Origin of the sequence: Pseudomonas onubensis, from assembly GCF_965653655.1 — a bacterium.
Lineage (GTDB): Bacteria > Pseudomonadota > Gammaproteobacteria > Pseudomonadales > Pseudomonadaceae > Aquipseudomonas.
Window position 1 is genome coordinate 1 of record NZ_CBFHAZ010000069.1, and the last position, 19,584, is coordinate 19,584.

Annotated in this window: 21 protein-coding genes; 12 read left to right on the forward strand and 9 right to left on the reverse strand. The window is 57.6% G+C overall.

All coding sequences use genetic code 11. The features are described 5' to 3' along the window. Positions 1-88: 88 nt before the first annotated feature. The gene (gene fabV / locus ACTD9P_RS20285) at positions 89-1,294 is read right to left on the reverse strand and encodes an enoyl-ACP reductase FabV (RefSeq protein WP_438869102.1); all 1,206 of its coding nucleotides are present in this window, start codon (positions 1,292-1,294) and stop codon (positions 89-91) included. Between the two features lie 275 nt (positions 1,295-1,569). Between fabV and ACTD9P_RS20290 the strand changes: the two genes are divergently transcribed. Further along, entirely contained in the window at positions 1,570-2,394 is an 825-nt protein-coding gene (locus ACTD9P_RS20290) for an aspartyl/asparaginyl beta-hydroxylase domain-containing protein (protein WP_138816167.1), read from the forward strand. A 149-nt stretch (positions 2,395-2,543) separates the two neighbouring features. Beyond that, on the forward strand, positions 2,544-3,917 hold the full coding sequence (gene ppnN, locus ACTD9P_RS20295) for a nucleotide 5'-monophosphate nucleosidase PpnN (RefSeq protein ID WP_438869103.1): 1,374 nt from the start codon (positions 2,544-2,546) through the stop codon (positions 3,915-3,917). Here the strand turns inward: ppnN and ACTD9P_RS20300 are convergent, their stop codons facing one another. Next, positions 3,918-4,310 (reverse strand): RidA family protein, encoded by a 393-nt coding sequence (locus ACTD9P_RS20300; protein WP_438869104.1) that lies wholly within the window; start codon positions 4,308-4,310, stop codon positions 3,918-3,920. It abuts the gene before it with no gap. Positions 4,311-4,465: 155 nt separating this feature from the next. Between ACTD9P_RS20300 and ACTD9P_RS20305 the strand changes: the two genes are divergently transcribed. From ACTD9P_RS20305 to ACTD9P_RS20315, 3 genes are all read left to right on the forward strand, one after another. Beyond that, positions 4,466-4,723, forward strand: a complete 258-nt coding sequence (locus ACTD9P_RS20305) for an AbrB/MazE/SpoVT family DNA-binding domain-containing protein (protein ID WP_017137462.1) — start codon at positions 4,466-4,468, stop codon at positions 4,721-4,723. Next, a complete protein-coding gene (locus ACTD9P_RS20310) occupies positions 4,720-5,115 on the forward strand; it encodes a type II toxin-antitoxin system VapC family toxin (protein WP_138816170.1) in 396 nt (131 codons plus the stop codon). Before ACTD9P_RS20305 ends, ACTD9P_RS20310 begins: the two co-directional genes overlap by 4 nt. 102 nt (positions 5,116-5,217) lie before the next feature. After that, positions 5,218-5,562: a hypothetical protein gene (locus ACTD9P_RS20315; protein WP_438869124.1), complete on the forward strand. Its 345-nt coding sequence runs from the start codon at positions 5,218-5,220 to the stop codon at positions 5,560-5,562. A gap of 21 nt (positions 5,563-5,583) precedes the next feature. Here the strand turns inward: ACTD9P_RS20315 and ACTD9P_RS20320 are convergent, their stop codons facing one another. From ACTD9P_RS20320 to ACTD9P_RS20335, 4 genes are all read right to left on the reverse strand, one after another. Further along, the gene (locus ACTD9P_RS20320) at positions 5,584-5,913 is read right to left on the reverse strand and encodes a YXWGXW repeat-containing protein (RefSeq protein ID WP_099549597.1); all 330 of its coding nucleotides are present in this window, start codon (positions 5,911-5,913) and stop codon (positions 5,584-5,586) included. A gap of 131 nt (positions 5,914-6,044) precedes the next feature. Continuing rightward, positions 6,045-6,962 carry a DMT family transporter gene (locus ACTD9P_RS20325; RefSeq protein WP_438869105.1) on the reverse strand — a complete coding sequence of 306 codons (918 nt, stop codon included), beginning with the start codon at positions 6,960-6,962 and terminating at the stop codon, positions 6,045-6,047. Next, positions 6,959-7,936 carry a 2OG-Fe(II) oxygenase family protein gene (locus tag ACTD9P_RS20330; protein ID WP_438869106.1) on the reverse strand — a complete coding sequence of 326 codons (978 nt, stop codon included), beginning with the start codon at positions 7,934-7,936 and terminating at the stop codon, positions 6,959-6,961. Before ACTD9P_RS20330 ends, ACTD9P_RS20325 begins: the two co-directional genes overlap by 4 nt. A gap of 14 nt (positions 7,937-7,950) precedes the next feature. Continuing rightward, positions 7,951-9,069, reverse strand: a complete 1,119-nt coding sequence (locus ACTD9P_RS20335; protein ID WP_438869107.1) for a class I SAM-dependent methyltransferase — start codon at positions 9,067-9,069, stop codon at positions 7,951-7,953. Between ACTD9P_RS20335 and ACTD9P_RS20340 the strand changes: the two genes are divergently transcribed. Further along, on the forward strand, positions 9,068-9,916 hold the full coding sequence (locus ACTD9P_RS20340) for a LysR family transcriptional regulator (RefSeq protein ID WP_438869108.1): 849 nt from the start codon (positions 9,068-9,070) through the stop codon (positions 9,914-9,916). The genes ACTD9P_RS20335 and ACTD9P_RS20340 overlap by 2 nt on opposite strands. A 68-nt stretch (positions 9,917-9,984) precedes the next feature. Here ACTD9P_RS20340 and mqo read toward each other — a convergent pair whose 3' ends face one another. Next, the gene (gene mqo, locus ACTD9P_RS20345; RefSeq protein ID WP_056857258.1) at positions 9,985-11,640 is read right to left on the reverse strand and encodes a malate dehydrogenase (quinone); all 1,656 of its coding nucleotides are present in this window, start codon (positions 11,638-11,640) and stop codon (positions 9,985-9,987) included. A gap of 436 nt (positions 11,641-12,076) precedes the next feature. Here mqo and ACTD9P_RS20350 point away from each other — a divergent pair, with 436 nt between their 5' ends. Further along, positions 12,077-13,264 (forward strand): MFS transporter, encoded by a 1,188-nt coding sequence (locus ACTD9P_RS20350; protein WP_438869109.1) that lies wholly within the window; start codon positions 12,077-12,079, stop codon positions 13,262-13,264. Between the two features lie 114 nt (positions 13,265-13,378). Here the strand turns inward: ACTD9P_RS20350 and ACTD9P_RS20355 are convergent, their stop codons facing one another. Together ACTD9P_RS20355 and ACTD9P_RS20360 are read right to left on the reverse strand one after the other, a co-directional pair. Beyond that, positions 13,379-13,600, reverse strand: a complete 222-nt coding sequence (locus ACTD9P_RS20355; protein WP_056857260.1) for a hypothetical protein — start codon at positions 13,598-13,600, stop codon at positions 13,379-13,381. A gap of 146 nt (positions 13,601-13,746) precedes the next feature. After that, complete coding sequence (locus ACTD9P_RS20360) at positions 13,747-14,115, reverse strand: DUF6124 family protein (protein ID WP_438869110.1); 369 nt, start codon at positions 14,113-14,115, stop codon at positions 13,747-13,749. 661 nt (positions 14,116-14,776) lie between these two features. On the opposite strand from ACTD9P_RS20360, the gene ACTD9P_RS20365 reads away from it, so the two are divergent. The 5 genes from ACTD9P_RS20365 to tal all read left to right on the forward strand — a co-directional run bounded on the left by ACTD9P_RS20365 (position 14,777) and on the right by tal (position 19,487). Further along, complete coding sequence (locus ACTD9P_RS20365) at positions 14,777-15,673, forward strand: TIR domain-containing protein (RefSeq protein ID WP_438869111.1); 897 nt, start codon at positions 14,777-14,779, stop codon at positions 15,671-15,673. Then, the gene (locus ACTD9P_RS20370; RefSeq protein ID WP_438869112.1) at positions 15,670-16,428 is read left to right on the forward strand and encodes a hypothetical protein; all 759 of its coding nucleotides are present in this window, start codon (positions 15,670-15,672) and stop codon (positions 16,426-16,428) included. Before ACTD9P_RS20365 ends, ACTD9P_RS20370 begins: the two co-directional genes overlap by 4 nt. 329 nt (positions 16,429-16,757) lie before the next feature. Then, entirely contained in the window at positions 16,758-17,000 is a 243-nt protein-coding gene (locus ACTD9P_RS20375) for a CopG family ribbon-helix-helix protein (RefSeq protein WP_438869113.1), read from the forward strand. Positions 17,001-17,167: 167 nt separating this feature from the next. Next, a complete protein-coding gene (gene dusA / locus ACTD9P_RS20380) occupies positions 17,168-18,154 on the forward strand; it encodes a tRNA dihydrouridine(20/20a) synthase DusA (RefSeq protein WP_438869114.1) in 987 nt (328 codons plus the stop codon). Between the two features lie 406 nt (positions 18,155-18,560). Beyond that, on the forward strand, positions 18,561-19,487 hold the full coding sequence (gene tal, locus ACTD9P_RS20385) for a transaldolase (protein WP_438869115.1): 927 nt from the start codon (positions 18,561-18,563) through the stop codon (positions 19,485-19,487). Positions 19,488-19,584 lie beyond the last annotated feature (97 nt).

Sequence of the window (19,584 nt, forward strand, 5' to 3'; positions counted from 1 at the left end):
CGCGAAAGCGGTTTATCAGCCAGCCTATTTGGTGACTGATACACCGCTTTCGCGAGCAAGCCCGCTCCCACATTTTTTTTGACCGTGTTTAGGCCTGGATCAGGCCCTTGATCTTCACAGTCGGGTTTACATCAGCTTCATAGTCCACGCCGTCGATTTCAAACCCGAACAAGCGCAGGAACTCCGCCTTGTAGCCGGCGAAATCGCTGATCTCGTTGACGTTGTCATCGGTCACCTGGTTCCACAACGCAGCCACGGCGTCCTGAACCTTTGGCTCCAGCTCAGCCAGGTCGGCGCGCAGGCGGCCGTCGGCGTCCAGCTTCGGCTCGCTGCCGTACAGGCTGTCTTTGAACAGGCCGTAAACCTGCTCGATGCAACCTTCGTGGGTGCCCTGCTCTTTCATCACTTTAAACAGCAGCGACAGGTACAGCGGCATGATCGGGATAGCCGAGCTGGCCTGGGTAACCACGGCCTTGAGCACCGACACACGGGCGTCGCCCTGCAGCGCAGCGAGGTTGTCGCGCAGGGTCAGGACTTTTTTGTCGAGGTCTTTCTTGGCTTCGCCGATGGAACCGTTCCAGTAAATATCCTGGGTCAGCTTTTCGCCCAGGTAGGTGAACGCGGTGGTCTTGGCGCCTTCGGCCAACACATCGGCGTCACGCAGGGCGTCGATCCACAACTGCCAGTCTTCGCCGCCCATGACTTTCACGGTGCCGTCGATTTCTTCCTGGGTCGCAGGCTCAAGGGTGGTGTCGACCACAACGCCTTTGTCGGTGTTGATACCGCGCAGGGTCACGGCCTTGCCGATCGGCTTGAGGGTGGAGTTGTGTACCACGCCTTGCGGGTCGGTACGGCGTGGCGCGGCCAGGCTGTAAACCACCAGGTCGATCTTGCCCAGGTCTTTCTTGATGGTTTCGATGGTCAGGCGCTTGATCTCGTCAGAGAATGCGTCGCCGTTGATGCTCTTGGCGTACAGGCCTTTTTCCACGGCAAACTTCTCGAACGCCGCGCTGTTGTACCAGCCGGCGGAGCTCAGCTTGCCTTCTTCGCCTTCTTTCTCAAAAAACACGCCCAGGGTGTCGGCGCCGCAGCCAAACGCAGCACTGATGCGCGCGGCCAGGCCATAACCGGTGGAAGCGCCGAGGACCAGCACCTTCTTGGGGCCGCCTTCGATGGCGCCGCTTTTGGATACGCTGCTGGTTACGTAGTCGATCTGCTCTTTGACGTTCGCTTCACAGCCAACAGGGTGAGCGGTCACACAGATAAAGCCACGAACCCGCGGTTTGATGATCATAAAATTTCTGCCTCTTCCAAGGGGTCGACGGCCAGTGGTGGCCATTCAACTTCAATCGTACCGGTCTATGACGCGCGAAAAACCGAAGCGTCACGATAGACGCAAATCTTCTGTTTACAAAATCCAATCGGCAAAACGGCGAGCCCGCTGTACTGCCGGGTTAAAAACTGTGTCCGGCCTTCACAATTTCGCAATATTTAAAACGCCCGGCACCGTGATAACCCACTATCATGGCGGGATTGTTTCGCTTTGTTTCAGGTCCGGAGCCTCGCTTCATGAGTAAAAGTGCTGTACAAAAAAAATTGGTCTCAGTCGCCTGGGTGCTCGGCGTACTGCTGTTCATCTATTGCTTCCCACTTACCAGCCTGGTGTTTCTGCTGCTGGTGCTGTTCTGCGGCATCTATGACTTCCTGCGCAACGGCCTGTACGACCGCGACACCATCAAGAAATACTTTGTCGGCAACGGCCGCAACACCTGGATATTGGCGCCGTTCAATACCCTGTTCGACCTGTTGAGCCTGCGCAACCGCCACGTCTACACCATGCGCGACCTGCCGCCGGCCTGGCGCGAAGACCTGCAACAGGTCATCGATGACGCCATGGCCAACAAGGACGAAATCATCAGCTATCTGGACGAACGCATGGCCGAGAAAAAGCGCGGCATGCTGTTCTTCCAATGGTACGGCCGCCCGATCGAAACCACGCTGGACATCCCGCAACTGCGCAAAAAACTACCGTTTGTGAAGACTATCGGCGTGTCGGTGTTCAACGAAAACCGCTCCACATCCTTCCACTTCGGCCCGCTGCGCATGATGTTCCGCGTGCTCTACAACATGGCGCCGGCGCCCCACCACGAAGGTGTTTACATCCAGGTGGGCAAGCACAAGCACTACTGGCACGATGACCCACTGTTCATCTTCGATGACACGCTGATGCATGCCTCCTTCAACAAAAACGACGCAAAGCGTTACTGCCTGTTCATTGACATCGTGCGGCCGACCTTGCTGCCCTCGGTGCTGAATGCCGTGATTTCGGGCTTTGCCGGGCTGGTGTTTACCCTGCGTCGGGTTTTCTACAAAAACTGGAAGCTGATTCAGTAAGTTCTGCGGCATGATGGTGCTGACGGTGTTTGCGCCCTGCCCTTGCGGCGGCCAAACTAACCGTCTAGTGCGACCGAGTTCGGCGCTCACCATTCTCCAGCCATCGCCGCCCCTGGCGGCTGCGATGGCTGTGCTTTCAAGGAATCAGAATGCCCCAACGTCAAGTCATCAATGCCTCCGTCAGCCCCAAGGGCAGCCTCGAAACCCTGTCACAACGTGAAGTCCAGCAACTGAGTGAAGCCGGTACCGGCAGCATCTACACGTTGTTCCGCCAGTGCGCCCTGGCCATCCTCAACACCGGCGCGCATATCGACAACGCCAAGACCATCCTCGACGCCTATAAAGACTTTGAAGTGCGTATCCACCAGCAAGACCGTGGCGTGCGCCTGGAATTGTTGAATGCGCCAGCCGATGCCTTCGTCGACGGGGAGATGATCGCCAGCACCCGCGAAATGCTTTTCAGCGCCCTGCGCGATATCGTCTACACCGAGAACGAGCTGGACAGCCAGCGCATCGACCTGAGCAACTCCCAGGGCATCACCGACTACGTGTTCCACCTGCTGCGCAACGCGCGTACGTTGCGCCCGGGTGTCGAGCCGAAAATCGTGGTGTGCTGGGGCGGGCACTCGATCAATACCGAAGAATACAAATACACCAAGAAAGTCGGCCACGAACTGGGCCTGCGCAGCCTCGACGTGTGCACCGGCTGCGGCCCCGGCGTGATGAAAGGCCCGATGAAAGGCGCGACCATTTCCCACGCCAAGCAACGCATCACCGGCGGCCGCTACCTGGGCCTGACCGAGCCGGGCATCATCGCGGCCGAAGCGCCAAACCCCATCGTCAACGAGCTGGTGATTCTGCCGGACATCGAAAAACGCCTGGAAGCCTTCGTGCGCGTGGGCCATGGCATCATCATCTTCCCGGGCGGTGCCGGCACGGCCGAAGAATTCCTGTACCTGCTGGGCATCCTGATGCACCCGGACAACCGCGATGTGCCGTTCCCGGTCATCCTCACCGGGCCGAAACAGGCCGCGCCGTACCTGCAACAACTGCACGCGTTCGTGGGCGCCACCCTTGGCGAAGCGGCGCAGGCGCACTACCAGATCATCATCGACGACCCGGCCGAAGTGGCCCGCCAGATGACCGCCGGGCTCAAGGCCGTGAAGCAGTTCCGCCGTGAGCGCAACGACGCGTTCCACTTCAACTGGCTGCTGAAGATCGACGAAGGCTTCCAGCGCCCGTTCGACCCCACCCACGAAAACATGGCCAGCCTGCAACTGAGCCACGCGCTGCCGCCCCATGAACTGGCGGCCAACCTGCGCCGCGCGTTCTCGGGGATTGTGGCCGGTAACGTCAAGGACAAGGGCATCCGCCTGATCGAGCAGCACGGCCCGTATGAGATTCACGGTGACCCGGCGATCATGAAGCCCCTGGACGAGCTGTTGCAGGCGTTTGTCGCCCAGCACCGCATGAAGTTGCCGGGCGGCGCAGCCTATGTGCCGTGCTATCGCGTGGTGCAGTAACTAGCGCTGCACCGCCACACATTTGATTTCCACCAATAGACCGGGGTGTGCCAGTTCGGACACCCCGATTGTCGTCCAGGCGCAATGCCCGCGTGGAAACAGGCGGTTTTTCACCTCACGGAAAACCGCCATGTGCTGGCTCATGTTCACGTGATAGGTGGTCATGTCCACCACGTCATCGAAGCCGCAACCGCCCTCCTCCAATACGTCCCTGAGGTTTTCCCAGGCCGCGATGAATTGCGCCTCGGGGTCTTCGATCACGGCCAGTTGCGGTGTACGGCCAACCTGGCCTGCGCAGTAAAGAGTGTTGCCAACTTTTACCGCAGGCACGTACCCGGCGCGCTCGACAATGGGTTGCATGGCGGCAGGAATGATCAGGTGGCGCTCGGTCATAGCTTGTATCTCTTTGGGGCAGAGGTGCGCGTGTGAACGCGCAAAGTTCGAGCTAGGGTTTTACCTGTTCCCACTCACTCACACCAGCCGAGCAACCTATGGACCAACGGATCTTGTCCTTCATCAATCCTTACCTTAACGTAAGGAATATCACGATGGAGATTTTTACTATGGCCACCGCCACACTCACCTCGAAAGGGCAAATCACTATCCCCGTGCAAGTGCGCACCGCGCTTGGCCTGGAAACAGGCGACCGGGTTGAATTTGTCGAAACGGAAGACGGCAAGTTTTCCATCATCGCCGCGAGCAAAACCGTTCAGGACCTCAAAGGCCTGATCCGCAAGCCCGCGCAGGCCGTGTCGATCGAAGACATGAACCGCGCCATCGCCGCGCAAGGAGCAAACGCTGGATGATCGGGCTCGATACCAATGTGCTGGTGCGCTACGTCACTCAGGATGACCCGGTGCAATCGCCCAAGGCCTCGGCGTTGATCGAGTCGCTCACCAGCGTGTCGCCGGGCTTTGTCAGCCTGGTGTCGGTGGTGGAATTGGTCTGGGTGCTGCAAAGCTGCTACCAATCGGCCAAAAGCGACGTGGTTACCGTGCTGGAAACGCTGCTGCGCACCCGTGAACTGACCGTCGAACACGCCGAGATCATCTGGCAGGCACTGCGACGATTCACCGCCGGCAAAGCCGATTTCGCCGACTACCTGATCGAACGCTGCGCCCATGCGGCCGGCTGTGAATACACCGCCACCTTTGACCTCAATGCGGCCAAGGCCACGGGGATGAAACGCCTGGCCTGAGCCGCAGCGTTGCGACGAATGCCGGGCTTTGGTAAAAAAACACCACTGCCCTTGATCAAGAGAACTCCCCACGTGCGCACGTTGCTGCTTGTTGCCATGGCCATGGCGCCCACCCTCGCTTTGGCCGACACCATCACCTGGCCTGACCTGCCGACAACCTGCTTCGTCAGCGGCCGCTCCGCGACCAGCGTGGGTATCGACAGCGGCTGCGCGGCGTTCACGCTGAATGTGCAAGGCAAGCCGGCGGGCTCGCCGATCAAGGTGGATGTGCCGCAGTACGCCCTGCATGTGGATGAAGCCACCGGCAAGGAAACACCGGTGATCATCATCCAGGCCGAAGAACAAGGCGAGACCCAGATAGTCGGCTACCAGGAACTGGGCAGCGATCAACTCGGTGCCGCGCTGCTGCGTGAGGTCAAGCTGTTAGGCACCCAAAAGCCGATCTAGCCGTTTTGTCAGGTGCCAGGTTCAGCGCACCCAACCACCGCCCTGCCAGTGGTAACCGTCATTGCGCTGCACCCAGTGCGGATGCACATAACGATAACCTTCGCGCACCTGTTCCCAATGGCCGTGCACCGCTACATATCGCCCGCCTTCCCAGCGCCAGTAACCGCGTGACCACACATAGCCATAGCGGGCCGCCGGCTCGACTTCGATCACCTGCACCGGCGGCGGCTGTGGCGCCACCACCTCGACATACTCACGTTGCACCGGCCCGCGCTCATGCACCACGCGCTCTTGTACACACCCGGACGCCGCGACGACAAACGCCGCCAATGCCGCATAACGTAGCAACATACACACCCCTCGGGCGCCAGCGCCCACAAATACACCGGTAAAAAAATGTCCCCTTGCTGCAGCCTCGCGCCTGCTTGGCGCTGGGTTATTTTTAACAGGTGGTGTCTGTCGGCTTGCTGAACTAGCAAACCTCAGGAGGCGCACGCGACGGTCGGGCGTCTCAGCCTTACCAGTAAAAGTCCAGCGACCACCACGACAATACCGGCATAAGTTGTCCCGTAAATAACATCGCCAAACATCAATGCCGCCCACACTAAAGTTACGGGCGGCTCCAGATAAACAAGTGCCGCCACATTGGTCGCGGTCATCACGCGCAGCAACATCCACAGGCTCAAGTAGGCAACGAAAGTGGAGAAAACTGTCAGCCAAACAATCGAAATCAGTACGCCGGGATCACGGGGAATACTCAGTGTGCCGGTGTAGAGTACTGCCCCAGTAAAACCAATTAAGGTCACCACCGATTGAATAAATAATGGCAATACCAAACCGCCCTCTTGGGGCTGCGCGGAACGACGCCCATATAAGGTCGCCAGCGTCAGCCCTAATGCCGACACCAAAGGCAGCAGGTACATGACCAAGCCAACACCTTGCCCGTCGTTACTGTATTGACCGGAGATAACAATCGAAACCCCGGAGAAACCGATTATTAGTCCCAACCACTGCCACCCACCACTGCGCTCGTCTGCCCGTCTCGTCGATAACACTGCCGTCATCAAGGGTTGCAATGCCGCAATGATCGCGGCAATACCGGGGGGTAGACCATTTTGGATAGCTACATATACGCAGCTCAAATAGAGAAATTGCGAAAGAAAACCGATCATCGCGTGATGACGGATCAGTCGCCAGGAAATCTTCAACAGCCTGACATTCAAGAACGCGCCCAAGCACACTGAAACCAACAGAAATCGCCAGAACAGTAGGTTAAAGGCTCCGGCAGTCTCTGCCCCCAACTTGGCGCCTATGAAGCCGGAACTCCAGGACATGACAAATACAACCTGAAGAAACAACAACTTCAAGTAGCCACCGGTAAACGCTGCACGGACAGTCATCGGGGCACCAGCGATGGCGCAACGTCGGCGAAGGTAATGGGGTCGATCCCCAACCGCTGATATTGATCGCAGGGAGCAAGCGCCAAATCACGCTTGAGCTGCAACCAAGGTCGGATCGTACTCAACACACCATCGTCGGATGCCAAGTGCCAGAACTTATTTACATCCACCTCACTATAAGGACAGTGAAACGAAAGGACTAACGACATGCGCCGACCCTTGGTAAGCGGGCGCACGCCGTGAAACACACGACTCCCGTAGATATAAACAGCATCGCCACTGGTCCCGACTGAGCAAGTACGCACGCAGTCATCGAGGCCGTCGACATCAAAGCGCTCCACCGGCCCATCAAAATATACGAACTCCCCGCCTTCATATTCACTGGGGTCAGACAGCAAAATATTCAACACAAAACTGGTCCCATCGGTATGCCACATCCCGATCTGCGCCCTATCGTATTGCCCCTGTGGTGGGTAGAAGTAGTTGACCTGGGAACGGGCACGTAAGAAAGGATGGGGCACTAGAGGCACGCCTGCAATTCGCGATACGGCCAGCAAGAACGCGCGACTGTTCATCATTTCTCGAATAAGCGTCGATAATTGTGTCGCCGCACGGGTACGGTTAGAGATAATCCAGTCGCTGGTACTGGAGCCTGCTTCCAACTGATAACAAGCTCGCCTCAATTGAGTGATGCCCTCCTCGCTAAAGAGTCCCGATACCTGAGCCACTGCTGTCATTTGCTCAGGCTGGGAAATCACCAATGGCGATACTGTGTAACCCAAATCAGCGAGGCTGCGATACCCGCTTAAACACGGACTATCACTGCGCAAATAACTGTCATTCCAGTGCTGCAACGTGTCCAGCAACGCTCCGGGATGCTTGCATCGTGATGCGGGAGCCAGTGACGCGTGCAAGGCGGCTTTTAGCCGCCCAACGCCTTGTGCGAATACAGGTAACTCACTCTGCCTTTTCATCGTGATCTCCTCACTCAGTTGGCAAAACCCTGATGTGCGCAATACTCCGACAGCTGATACAGAACGCTACCGTCTCCGCTGCAATACTCACCAATAACACGACATCCACCGTAATCCCGGCGTACGCGGTTAAATTGCTCACGGGTGTACTTCAAGCATACATTGGTCAATAAATGCCCCTCATACTGACCGTTGATAACAGGAAGCAAAGTGGCGGCGACGCAATATCGATCATCCTCAAACTCAACTTCTGAAACGATGACCTCATGGCTGCCGACCGTCTCAAAACCGAGTTTCAAACCTACCAATTCAGAAAAACGCGTCATGCAGTGATGCCGGTAAAAGCGGTGAATGTGCTCGTCACTTTCCGAGATGGACAGCTGCATTTCTGACAAGACATAAGTCCGAGCCCCACCTACCCGACGAATAATTTGACCGATCGTTTCTGGAAGCTCGTTCCCCTCCTGAAATCCCAACATCGTGATTAATGTCACGTCCTGCCCACATTCAATATCGTCTCGGCACAATGCGCGAAAATCTGTAGCCAAGTAACGAAACTCCTGAGGCGCAGCCAACAATGGCTCTACTGCCCGACGCATGATGCCTTGTGAAGCGTGGTTGATATCAACCGCCGTGTAATGCACAGGTTTCACCCCGTTCTCAAGCAGGTGGTGAATCAATGCGGACGTCTTGATCGGCTCCGGCCCCAGCTCCACGTAATGCAGACGGCCCCGACCCACTAATTCAACCAGATCATCCGCAACGGCACGCAATATTTCACTCAGCGCGCCATTACCGCAGGGTGCTGCACACAGGTCAGCGCGATTCATACCTTCCAGGTTCAAGGAGGTCATCAAACTCAGGATTTCCTCCGTGACTTGCCGATCCCGATTCTTGATGTCAGAAGGCACTGATGAGTATTTTTCGGCATTTTCAATCGTCCAGATCAGACCGTCGTATCCATGGTTGTTCTTCAATGACGACGCAACCAGCTCATTGATATCCATATGGGCTCCGTTTTTTATTGTCAGGCGCCAATGCGTTTGCACACCTGTTTGACCCGAGCCTAAGTAGCGCGCATGATTTTGTAAATTTGAATAATCCGCACCACTAATCCTCAAAAGAGGAATCATGAGCAAACAACTCAATATTGACCTGCTGCGTACTTTCCACGCTGTTGCACGTTTTCGGCGCTTCAATGAAGCGGCGAACCATGTGCATCGGAGCGCTTCGACCGTCACTACACAGATCCAGAAGCTGGAGGAGCTCGTTGGTCAGCGGCTGTTTAGCCGCAACAACCAGGGTGTAGAGCTGACGATGTATGGCAAGAAGCTGCTCAGTGAAACGACTGACTTTCTCAAGAGTCATGACAGGTTACTGGCATCACTGAGTCCGCAACGCATGCAGGGAAGAATTCGCCTGGGGCTTCCAGATTCCTACGCCCCAGCGTTCATGCGTGAATTTCTGCCACAGCTTATCGCTGACAACCCCCTGCTCGAGTTGGAAGTAGAAGCTAGATCCAGTGGCGAACTTTTCACTATGTTCAGTCGGGAGCAGATCGATTTGGCGCTGATCGTCAGCGCTCAACCCTTGGAGCAAGGGGAACAGTTGGGCTCGATACAACCTGTTTGGGTTGTTTCCGACCAGTTCAAGCTCCCGGAACAGGCGCCGCTGCCAATCGCCGTGCAACTGACCGGATGTCCCTATCGAGCGTCAGCCATGCGAGCGTTGAAAGAGCATGGGACCTACTATCGGGTCTTGCTGGAAAGCGCCAGCTCGACTGCGGTCGAAGCTGCCGTCACCTGCGGATTGGCTGTGGGCATGATTGAAGAAAGCCGGATAACCACCGGGCTGACCCAAAACATTCCCGGCGCCCAATTACCTGATTTGCCGATTCACCACATCTACTTGCTGTCCGATAGCGCAAATTACTTGGCGCTTCACCTGCATGAACAATTGAAAAAAAACTTCAATATTTAAAGTATGCGCCCACAAAAAAGCCCGCTGACCGTTACCGGTTCAGCGGGCTTTTTAACATCGGGCCTGGCTTACAGCGCCAGGTCAGATGCCGGCTTGCTAGGCTCAGCCGCAGGCTTGGCAGCCTCGGTGGCTTCGGTTGCCTTTGGCGCGTTCAGCTGCGGAATGGCAGGCGGTGGGGTCAGTTGCAGGACGCCGGCCGTGTAGGCCCACTCCTTCGCAACAGCCTCAGGGCTGTCGTTCAGCTTGGTGCCATAGCTCGGCACGATCTGGTGCAGCTTGGCCTGCCACTCAGGAGTCGCGACCTTGTCCTTGAACACTTTTTGCAGCACGGTCAGCATGATCGGAGCCGCGGTGGACGCGCCTGGCGATGCACCCAACAGGCCGGCGATGGTGTTGTCGGCGGAGCTGACCACTTCGGTGCCGAGTTTCAGGACGCCGCCCTGTTCTTCGTCACGCTTGATGATCTGCACGCGCTGACCGGCTTGCCACAGGCGCCAGTCGGACTGCTTGGCGTTCGGGAAGTACTCTTGCAGCGCCTTGAAGCGGTCGTCATCGGACAGCATCAGTTGACCGGCAAGGTACTCAACCAGTGGGTATTCACGAATACCGACTTTGGTCATAGGCCAGATGTTGTGGGTGGTGGTGCTGGTCAGCAGGTCCAGGTACGAGCCTTCTTTGAGGAACTTGGTCGAGAAGGTTGCGAATGGGCCAAACAGAATCACGCGCTTGCCATCCAGCACGCGGGTGTCCAGGTGCGGAACCGACATCGGTGGCGCGCCAACCGAAGCCTTACCGTAGGCCTTGGCCATGTGCTGCTCGGCGATGGCCGGGTTATCGGTCACCAGGAACGAACCGCCCACCGGGAAGCCTGCGTATTCCTTGGCTTCAGGAATGCCCGACTTTTGCAGCAGATGCAGTGCACCGCCGCCCGCGCCGATGAACACGAACTTGGCGTCGGTTTCGGTCTTGGTGCCATCTTTCAGGTTTTTGTAGCTTACACGCCACGAACCGTCGGCGTTCTTGGTGATGTCCTGCACTTCGCTCGACAGTTTCAGGTCAAACTTCGGCGTGGTTTGCAGGTGCGCGACGAACTGGCGGGTGATCTCGCCGAAGTTCACGTCGGTGCCAATTGGGGTCCAGGTGGCGGCGATCTTCTGCTTCGGATCACGGCCTTCCATCATCAGCGGAACCCATTTGGCGATCTGCGCCGGGTCTTCGGAGTACTGCATGCCGGCGAACAGCGGGCTGGCTTGCAGGGCTTCGTAGCGCTTTTTCAGGAACTTGATGTTGTCATCGCCCCACACAAAGCTCATGTGCGGTGTGGAGTTGATGAACGAACGCGGGTTCTTCAGCACGCCCTGCTGGACCTGCCAGGACCAGAACTGACGGGAAATCTGGAACGCTTCGTTGATCTCGACCGCTTTCGGGATCTCAACGGTGCCGTCCTTGTTTTCCGGGGTGTAGTTCAGCTCAGCCAGGGCCGAGTGACCGGTACCGGCGTTGTTCCAGCCGTTGGAGCTTTCTTCGGCCACGCCATCAAGACGCTCGACCATCTCCATCGACCAGTCCGGCTGCAGCTCGTTGAGCCAAACACCCAGGGTCGCACTCATGATGCCGCCGCCGATCAGCAGCACATCGACTTTCTTTGCCTCTTCCGCTTGAACGGACGTGATCCCCATCGACAAAGCCAGCCCCAGCAGGGCAGTGTTTACTTTTTTAAACATCAGTAGCACCTATGATAAAACGCCATCCGCCCTACCGCCCCTGACTCTGCAGGCCGTAGGGTGGGCACACAAGGCCGACGTAGCGACCTCACTGTTTTTGTCCCTTCTGCGCTGACTTTTTATCATTATTGGCTTCAGCTACCTGGGCGACAGCCAACCACCGGGACGTATACGGGTGTACGCACCGGGGAAAGACTAGACCAAGACGGCGCGCAGAATATCACGCTGAACCGCATTTATGCGCCGTTTGGCCAATTGACAGCTCTAAATCGCGGCTTTTAACGCGCCGGTGTCAAGCATCGCAGCCGCGACCTGGGGTCACAGGGCGTTTAATCAAACTGAACGCTCGCGCAAAACGCTGTTCTAGACACCTTCGTGGCGGCTTGCGTAGCATCGGCCACTGACCTTCGTGCACTTTTTTCCTACAGAGTTACCCATGACTATCCAGCAAACACCCGGGCACGTACTGCCCGCGCGCAGCGCCGCCAAAATGGAAGCGGCCATGGCCGTGGGCGCCTTCGCGATCGGCACCGGCGAATTCGCCATCATGGGCCTGATGCCCGACATCGCCCAGAACCTGGGCTTAAGCGAACCCCAAGTCGGCCACGCCATCAGCGCCTACGCCCTCGGCGTAATGGTCGGCGCGCCACTGCTGGCGATCCTCGGCGCCAAACTGCTGCGTAAACACATGCTCTTACTGCTGATGGGCCTCTACGCCCTGGGCAACCTCGCCACCGCCTTCACCCCCACCTTCGGCTCGCTGGTGGCCTTCCGCTTTATCAGCGGCCTGCCCCACGGCGCCTACTTCGGCATCGCCGCCGTCGTCGCCTCCAGCATGGTGCCCAACGACAAACGCGCCGGCGCCGTGGCCCGCGTGATGATGGGCCTCACCCTGGCCATGCTGCTCGGCAACCCCATCGCCACCTTCCTGGGCCAACACCTGGGCTGGCGCTCGGCGTTCGCGCTGGTCAGCGCCATCGCCCTGTGCACCATCGCCCTGGTCTGGCAATTCGTCCCCGACCGCCACGACGAACCGCGCAGCGACCCGCGCAAAGAATTGCGCGCCTTCACCAAACGCCAAGTGTGGATGGCCCTGTCCATCGGCGCGATTGGCTTTGCCGGCATGTTCTGCGTGTTCAGCTACCTCGCCCCGACCATGCTCGAAGTGACCAAAGTCTCGCCCCAATGGATCCCCTTCGGCCTCGCCGCCTTTGGCGTCGGCGGCATCATCGGCAACATCGCCGGCGGCAAACTGTTCGACCGCCTGCAATTTCGCGCCGTGGGCTGGATCATGGTGTGGTCGATGGCCGTGCTGATCTTCTTCACCTTCGCCGCCAGCTCGCTGTGGAGCGTACTGCTGGGCATCGGTTTGGTCGGCACCATGATTGCCATGGCCGCGCCGCTGCAAATCCGCCTGATGGACATTGCCCACGAAGCCCCGAGCCTGGCGGCAGCGTCGAACCATGCGGCGTTCAACCTGGCAAACGCGCTGGGGCCGTGGTTTGGCGGAATGGCAATTACAGCGGGATATGGCTGGACCAGCACCGGCTACATCGGCGCCGCCACCGCGTTGGTCGGACTGGGCATCTACCTCATCGCCCGCCGCATGAAAGGCGGCCACTGACACCACTTTTTTAAAGCCCACCCAAGATCCAATGTGGGAGCGGGCTTGCTCGCGAAAGCGGTGGGTCAGTCACCAGGTCAATGACTGCCCACCCACTCACTCAATCGTCATGCCTCAATCATCATGCAACAACCCCGACCCATACTCCCCATAACTACTCCCCAACCCACTCCCGCCAAAATTCATCTTGGCCGCCTTGCTCGGGCTATGGTCCCCAAACGCCTGGCATCCCCCTGTAAAACAAGGGTCACCACTCCCGCCCGACGACCCCGTCGAACAAGCGCCCAACAGCAACGTGCCAGCAATCAGCGCGACTTTAACCAGGTTCGAGATCATGTTTTCAGTTCCCTATGGGCTGGAGGTGCGGGGGTCCTCTCTTGAAGAGGATCGTAGACCTCAAAGGCGCTGGGGATTATGAAATTTTGCGCGGTGACAGCAGGGGTTCAGGTTGCCGCCTTGGAACAAGGCGGCAGGGTTGGGGGTCAGGCGGTGGCTGGGTTGGCAGCAGGCGCGACCTGCTCTTGGGCGCGGGCGACGAGTAGCGCGCTTAGGTCGATGAGTTGCTGGATGCCGAGGATGATGGCGCGGTGCGGGTCTTCGAGGTCGAAGGCCAGGGTGGCGGTTATTTGGTTGGCGGAATCGAGGTGCTCGGCGGCGTTGGCTAGGAGGGTTTCGGTGTCGATGTTGGGGCTGACGCGGAAAAGATTGCCGGGCGCGGGTTCAGAGATTGCGTCGTCGTCAGATGATGGCGGCAAGTAATGATGAATAGCGCGCTGAGCCGCAGCTTGAAGCTTGGCATCAATGGGTTCTGCGTTTGAGGCATGAGGCGGATTCGGTGTGACCTTGTGCATGGCGAAGCTCCTTAACTATTCAGGAACTGCCAATCTCACTTCCACATGAGGGTGGCAGCCGTACGCAGGTGTGGAAGACCAGGGCTAAGGACCCGGCGCACCGAAGTGCCCCGCGCACAGCCGCCGAAACACATGATACAGACGTAAAAAAACGCCGGTAGGTGTTTGTGACGATTGCGTCTTAGCTTGGTACGGACTTCCACATCCGGCCGCTGGGTTTCCAGCGGTTTGGGGAGGTTAGCTAGGGGTGGTCTGAGGGGCAAGCTGAGAAGGGTGTGGGAAATTTCCCTGTGAATTTTAGCCCGCTGTCGAGATCACTCATGCTGGGTTAATGGTCTCAGTGATGGATTGGATCTACTAATCCTGTAGGCCTTGCATTCCATGCCCTACAGAGCTGACCTGAAAGCTGCGTACCACTTTTGTATCAACACAACTTCCAAGCATTGACGCCCTGCCCTTTACGAAAGGAAGCAATCGGCCAGAAGCGGACGTTGCGAGTGCATTAAATAAATCTGCCCCCTTTTCTGTTGAACGGCACCTCGGAAAATTTTCTCGACCTGGCCGTGCTACCTCCAGGCTCCACCTCCCATCTCAATCTTCTATTGCACTGGCACACCGGCTAAGACATCATTTAGCCACTACACGTAACAAGGATGCAGTGATGCTGGAGCGATTAAGGAAAGACCGTGACGAGTTGGTCGAACAGCTCATGGTGCAACCGCTGGTCAAACAAGACAGGCAACGTGCGAATTATTTGGCAGAGCACGGGGAGCTGAAAGATTTCAAAGCTGGCGAGGCGCTCATTACGTTTGGCGAGTCAGCCACGGACGTTTTCTTTCTGCTAACGGGTTCTGTGGCGATCAGTATCGGCAAACGTGTGCTGGTTGAGAATTTCGAAGCGGGCAATCACGTCGGTGAGATTGCTGCCGTCCACGTCACGACACGTACGAGTACCGTGATCGCTCGCGAAGAAGTGGTGGCAGTTCAGCTTTCAAAAGAGCATTTCAAAGGTTTTCTCCTGCAATTTCCCGAAGCAACGCTGGCCTTTGCAAGGGATCTCGCAAAACGGATCGCCGTACGCAATGCCAACGTCGCCCGGCCGCGTGAGAAGCATCGCATCTTTGCGATCTCTTCTGCCGAAGCCCTCTCAGTCGTCGACAGCGGAATCCAGCATTTCGCACATGACTCCGACCTTGAATACGCCCCATGGAGCATGCCTCAGATATTCCAGCTATCTAGCTACCCAATGGATGACCTTGAAGCGGAGCTGACCAACTCGGACTTCGCAGTAGTTGTCGCCAACGACGACGACATCGTTAAGTCTCGTGGCACAGAGAAATCCATGCCTCGTGACAACGTCTTGTTCGAGCTCGGTCTTTTCGTGGGTAGATTTGGCCGCAAGCGCACAGTGTTGATGGCGCCTAGCGGTAAAGAGGTGAAGCTCCCCAGCGACCTCATAGGCTTGAGCATCATCTATTACCCTCAACAAATGACAGAGACCGTTGAGAAGCAGGTCTGGGACAGGGTTAAACGTCATTTCAGGAAGCTAGTTAAATGAACAACCATCAACTTGCAGCCATCCGCAAAGCAGCAGTCGACGGCCTGGACGGCGCTGTGCGGACGTGGGAAAAGGTCGGGATGATCATGGACAGCATAAATGCCTCCATTGAATCCAGGGCGGGAAATGAAAGCAACATTCCTGGGCATCCGTATGTACAACAGGGAAAGCCAGAGGTGACAGAGTTCGTCGCTCTCGTCGTTGACATGCGCAACTCTTCGGATCGCCTGCAAAATCTTCAGAAATTTCCGGCGATCGATAGCGGTTTCCAAAGGGTCTTCTACGAAACGTCAGCCTTACTGCCGGCATTAGCCACAACAGCCTTGTTTGAGGATGGCCACGTCACGGAATACCTTGGTGACGGGGCGCTCATCCTCTTCAAGGTCGACGCTAACGATCGCGTCAAATCTGTTCGAACCGCCTATCAGGTAGCTGACAACTGCGTTACGCAGACCAGGCAAATCGTCAATGAGCTTCTAGCTGAGAGGTTTGAGCTACCGAATCTTTCAATTGGTGCAGGTCTGTCTCTCAGCAAAGCCATCGTGACGCTTGTCGGCACCTCGGCGTTTATGCAGCCCAAGGCCATCGGGCAATGCGTTTGGGAAGCCTCCAAGTTGAGCTCTGGAACAAACACAGTCCGGGTCTCAGAGAATCTCAAGCAGGCATGGCCACCCGCTGCCGGTGGCACGCTCCGCTTTGAAAAACTATACGACCTCCCAAAAAAAATGGTGGGATTTGAAATTCGCAAGCCCTGAACCACTCCTTTGCGTACACCACCGCCTATTTTCTCTCAAGACCTCTCTGCTTGGGCCTCACAGTTTTCTTGGCGCTCAAAGGTATAAAGACAGAGGGTGCTGATTTTTCCGGCAGCTACTGTCAGCTTTTGGCCGACTGCTGCCGGCCACGAGCGAAAAACATCTGTTTTTTCGGTGATGGATTGGAATGAGATATCGGGGTCAGACCACGATACTCCGGCAGTGAAGTGGAACAAATCACTTCCGGATACACACAGCGACGAACTGCTGATTCAAGCCAGTGCTCCACAGTGCAAGATGCCCCCCAACTATCCACCATCGAGGCAGCCATGACTGGAATATCTCTGAACCTCCCGGAAGACCTGTCCAACTCCCTCGCCGATCTTGCCAAAACCCACGGCCAGACTGCGACCTATCTGGCAATGGACGTCCTCCGCGACTACATCGAGCACGACAAAACGCTGAAGGCCCAGATCGAGCTGGCAGTTAAAGAAGCCGACCAAGGCAAATTCGCCACCGATGATCAGATGGCAGCGATGCGCGCCAGGCGCTTGAGCCGCAATGCCGAATGAAGAGCGTCCATTAGGTACGCGGTGATTGCCTGCAAATCCTCGGCGTATTTCACACACGGCAACTTCCTCGTTCGAAGTGGTGAAAGCCGCAAAACAAGCCTCCCCCACACCCAAGACCCATCCCTGATAAACTGCGCCCCATTCACCCCGCTGACTCAGATCCCCCAATGCCCCTAAAATCCGCTCCCCTCTCCCGCCGCTTCTCCGTCGCCCCCATGATGGATTGGACCGACCGCCACTGCCGGTACTTCCTGCGCCTGCTCTCCAAGCGCGCCCTGCTCTACACCGAGATGGTCACTACTGGCGCGATCCTCCACGGCGACCACGACCGTTTCCTGCGCCACAACGAAGCCGAGCACCCACTCGCGCTGCAGTTGGGCGGCAGCGTCCCCGCCGACCTGGCCGCTTGCGCGCGTATGGCTGAGGCTGCCGGTTACGATGAAGTGAACTTGAACGTCGGTTGCCCGAGTGATCGGGTGCAGAACAATATGATCGGCGCGATCTTGATGGCGCACCCGGCACTGGTGGCGGAGTGTGTGAAGGCGATGCGGGATGCGGTGTCGATTCCGGTGACGGTGAAGCATCGTATCGGGATCAATGGGCGGGACAGTTATGCCGAGTTGTGTGATTTCGTTGGGACGGTGAGGGATGCGGGGTGTACGAGTTTTACGGTGCATGCGCGGATTGCGATTCTGGAGGGGTTGTCGCCGAAGGAGAATCGCGACATTCCTCCGTTGCGCTATGACGTGGCGGCGCAGTTGAAGCAGGATTTCCCGGAGTTGGAGATTGTGCTGAACGGCGGGATCAAGACGCTGGAGCAGTGCCAGGCGCATTTGCAGGTGTTTGATGGGGTGATGTTGGGACGGGAGGCTTATCACAATCCGTATGTGTTGGCGCAGGTGGATCAGCAGTTGTTTGGCAGTGCGGCGCCGGTGGTGAGTCGGGCGCAGGTGTTGGCGCAGTTGCGGCCTTATATTGCGGAGCATTTAGCCAGTGGTGGGGCGATGCATCACATTACTCGGCATGTGTTGGGGTTGGGGACCGGGTTTCCGGGGGCTCGTCGGTTCAGGCAGTTGTTGTCGGTGGATATTCATAAGGCGAGTGATCCGTTGGCGTTGTTGGATCAGGCTGGGGAGTTGTTGGAGGGGCGGTGAGGGGTTGGGTGTCAGTGGGTTGATTTGGAGGCTGATAGGCCGCTTTCGCGAGCAAGCCCGCTCCCACAGTTGGATTGGTGTGTGGCTGGAGGCTCTTGATCGTTCCCATGCTCTGCGTGGGAATGCAGGGCGTGACGCTCCGCGTCACCCTTGCGCAGGGCTTGAGCCGTGCGTGGGTGGCGGGACGCGGAGCGTCCCAGGATGCGTTACCACGCGGAGCGTGGGAGCGATCGGTAGAGTGGGTTGAACCTGTCGGGGGTTTTGGTCTCCTATTTAGCAGTATGGCCGGTGATTCAAACGGCTGTTTTCAGGTTGTTGCCCGCGCAAACGACCGAATGTATTTGCGCCCTTGAGCGCTTGTCGGCGCTCGGGTAATGTCATCAGACCCACAGGACAGAGCACGCCCATGACTTCCAAGCTGGAACAACTCAAGCAATTCACCACTGTCGTAGCCGATACCGGCGATTTTTCTACCCTCGCCAAGCTCAAGCCACAAGACGCCACTACCAACCCTTCCCTGCTGCTCAAGGCTGCTTCGATCTCAGGCTATGCCAAGCTGCTGGATGAGTGCGTTAAGGACTGCAACGGCGACGTGGGCCTGGCCAGCGACCGTTTTGCGGTGGCGGTGGGTCAAGAGATTCTCAAAGTCGTGCCGGGGCGTATTTCCACTGAGGTGGATGCGCGTTTGTCGTTCGATGAAGCCGCGATTCTCAAGCGTGCGCACCGTCTGATCGACCTGTACGACAAAGCCGGCGTAGGCCGTGACCGCGTGCTGATCAAGATCGCCTCCACCTGGGAAGGCATCCGCGCGGCGGAGAAGCTGGAAAAAGAAGGCATCCAGACCAACCTGACGCTGCTGTTTTCGTTTGCCCAGGCCGTGGCCTGCGCCGAAGCCGGTGTGTTCCTGATTTCGCCGTTCGTGGGCCGTATCTACGACTGGTACAAGAAGGCCAACGGCAACGACTACACCGGCGCTGAAGACCCAGGCGTCGTGTCGGTGACGCGCATCTACAACTACTACAAGGCCAATGGCTACAAAACCGTAGTGATGGGTGCGAGCTTCCGTAACCTCAGCCAGATTGAAGAGCTGGCCGGCTGTGACCGCCTGACCATCAGCCCGGACCTGCTGGAGAAGCTGGCGGCCGATGAAGGCAAGCTGGAGCGCAAGCTGTCGCCAGGCCATGCCGGTGAGGCGCGGGTGCATTTGACTGAAGCGCAGTTCCGTTGGGAGTCCAACGAGGATGCGATGGCGACTGAGAAGCTGGCAGAGGGGATTCGTCAGTTTGCTCGGGACCAGGAGAAGCTGGAGGCGTTGTTGACTGCCAAGCTGTAAGGCAGGCGGCGACAAAAAGGGCGGCACCTGTGAGGGTGCCGCCCTTTTTTGTGGTCGCCGATCTCAAGCCGGTCACAGTTCAAACTGTGGGAGCGGG

What these genes read in the sequence shown, in the direction of transcription:
- fabV (WP_438869102.1), bottom strand. Translation starts at nt 1,294, where the DNA reads ATGATCATCAAACCGCGGGTTCGTGGCTTTATCTGTGTGACCGCTCAC.
- ACTD9P_RS20290 (WP_138816167.1), top strand. Translation starts at nt 1,570, where the DNA reads ATGAGTAAAAGTGCTGTACAAAAAAAATTGGTCTCAGTCGCCTGGGTG.
- ppnN (WP_438869103.1), top strand. Translation starts at nt 2,544, where the DNA reads ATGCCCCAACGTCAAGTCATCAATGCCTCCGTCAGCCCCAAGGGCAGC.
- ACTD9P_RS20300 (WP_438869104.1), bottom strand. Translation starts at nt 4,310, where the DNA reads ATGACCGAGCGCCACCTGATCATTCCTGCCGCCATGCAACCCATTGTC.
- ACTD9P_RS20305 (WP_017137462.1), top strand. Translation starts at nt 4,466, where the DNA reads ATGGAGATTTTTACTATGGCCACCGCCACACTCACCTCGAAAGGGCAA.
- ACTD9P_RS20310 (WP_138816170.1), top strand. Translation starts at nt 4,720, where the DNA reads ATGATCGGGCTCGATACCAATGTGCTGGTGCGCTACGTCACTCAGGAT.
- ACTD9P_RS20315 (WP_438869124.1), top strand. Translation starts at nt 5,218, where the DNA reads ATGGCGCCCACCCTCGCTTTGGCCGACACCATCACCTGGCCTGACCTG.
- ACTD9P_RS20320 (WP_099549597.1), bottom strand. Translation starts at nt 5,913, where the DNA reads ATGTTGCTACGTTATGCGGCATTGGCGGCGTTTGTCGTCGCGGCGTCC.
- ACTD9P_RS20325 (WP_438869105.1), bottom strand. Translation starts at nt 6,962, where the DNA reads ATGACTGTCCGTGCAGCGTTTACCGGTGGCTACTTGAAGTTGTTGTTT.
- ACTD9P_RS20330 (WP_438869106.1), bottom strand. Translation starts at nt 7,936, where the DNA reads ATGAAAAGGCAGAGTGAGTTACCTGTATTCGCACAAGGCGTTGGGCGG.
- ACTD9P_RS20340 (WP_438869108.1), top strand. Translation starts at nt 9,068, where the DNA reads ATGAGCAAACAACTCAATATTGACCTGCTGCGTACTTTCCACGCTGTT.
- ACTD9P_RS20335 (WP_438869107.1), bottom strand. Translation starts at nt 9,069, where the DNA reads ATGATTCCTCTTTTGAGGATTAGTGGTGCGGATTATTCAAATTTACAA.
- mqo (WP_056857258.1), bottom strand. Translation starts at nt 11,640, where the DNA reads ATGTTTAAAAAAGTAAACACTGCCCTGCTGGGGCTGGCTTTGTCGATG.
- ACTD9P_RS20350 (WP_438869109.1), top strand. Translation starts at nt 12,077, where the DNA reads ATGACTATCCAGCAAACACCCGGGCACGTACTGCCCGCGCGCAGCGCC.
- ACTD9P_RS20355 (WP_056857260.1), bottom strand. Translation starts at nt 13,600, where the DNA reads ATGATCTCGAACCTGGTTAAAGTCGCGCTGATTGCTGGCACGTTGCTG.
- ACTD9P_RS20360 (WP_438869110.1), bottom strand. Translation starts at nt 14,115, where the DNA reads ATGCACAAGGTCACACCGAATCCGCCTCATGCCTCAAACGCAGAACCC.
- ACTD9P_RS20365 (WP_438869111.1), top strand. Translation starts at nt 14,777, where the DNA reads ATGCTGGAGCGATTAAGGAAAGACCGTGACGAGTTGGTCGAACAGCTC.
- ACTD9P_RS20370 (WP_438869112.1), top strand. Translation starts at nt 15,670, where the DNA reads ATGAACAACCATCAACTTGCAGCCATCCGCAAAGCAGCAGTCGACGGC.
- ACTD9P_RS20375 (WP_438869113.1), top strand. Translation starts at nt 16,758, where the DNA reads ATGACTGGAATATCTCTGAACCTCCCGGAAGACCTGTCCAACTCCCTC.
- dusA (WP_438869114.1), top strand. Translation starts at nt 17,168, where the DNA reads ATGCCCCTAAAATCCGCTCCCCTCTCCCGCCGCTTCTCCGTCGCCCCC.
- tal (WP_438869115.1), top strand. Translation starts at nt 18,561, where the DNA reads ATGACTTCCAAGCTGGAACAACTCAAGCAATTCACCACTGTCGTAGCC.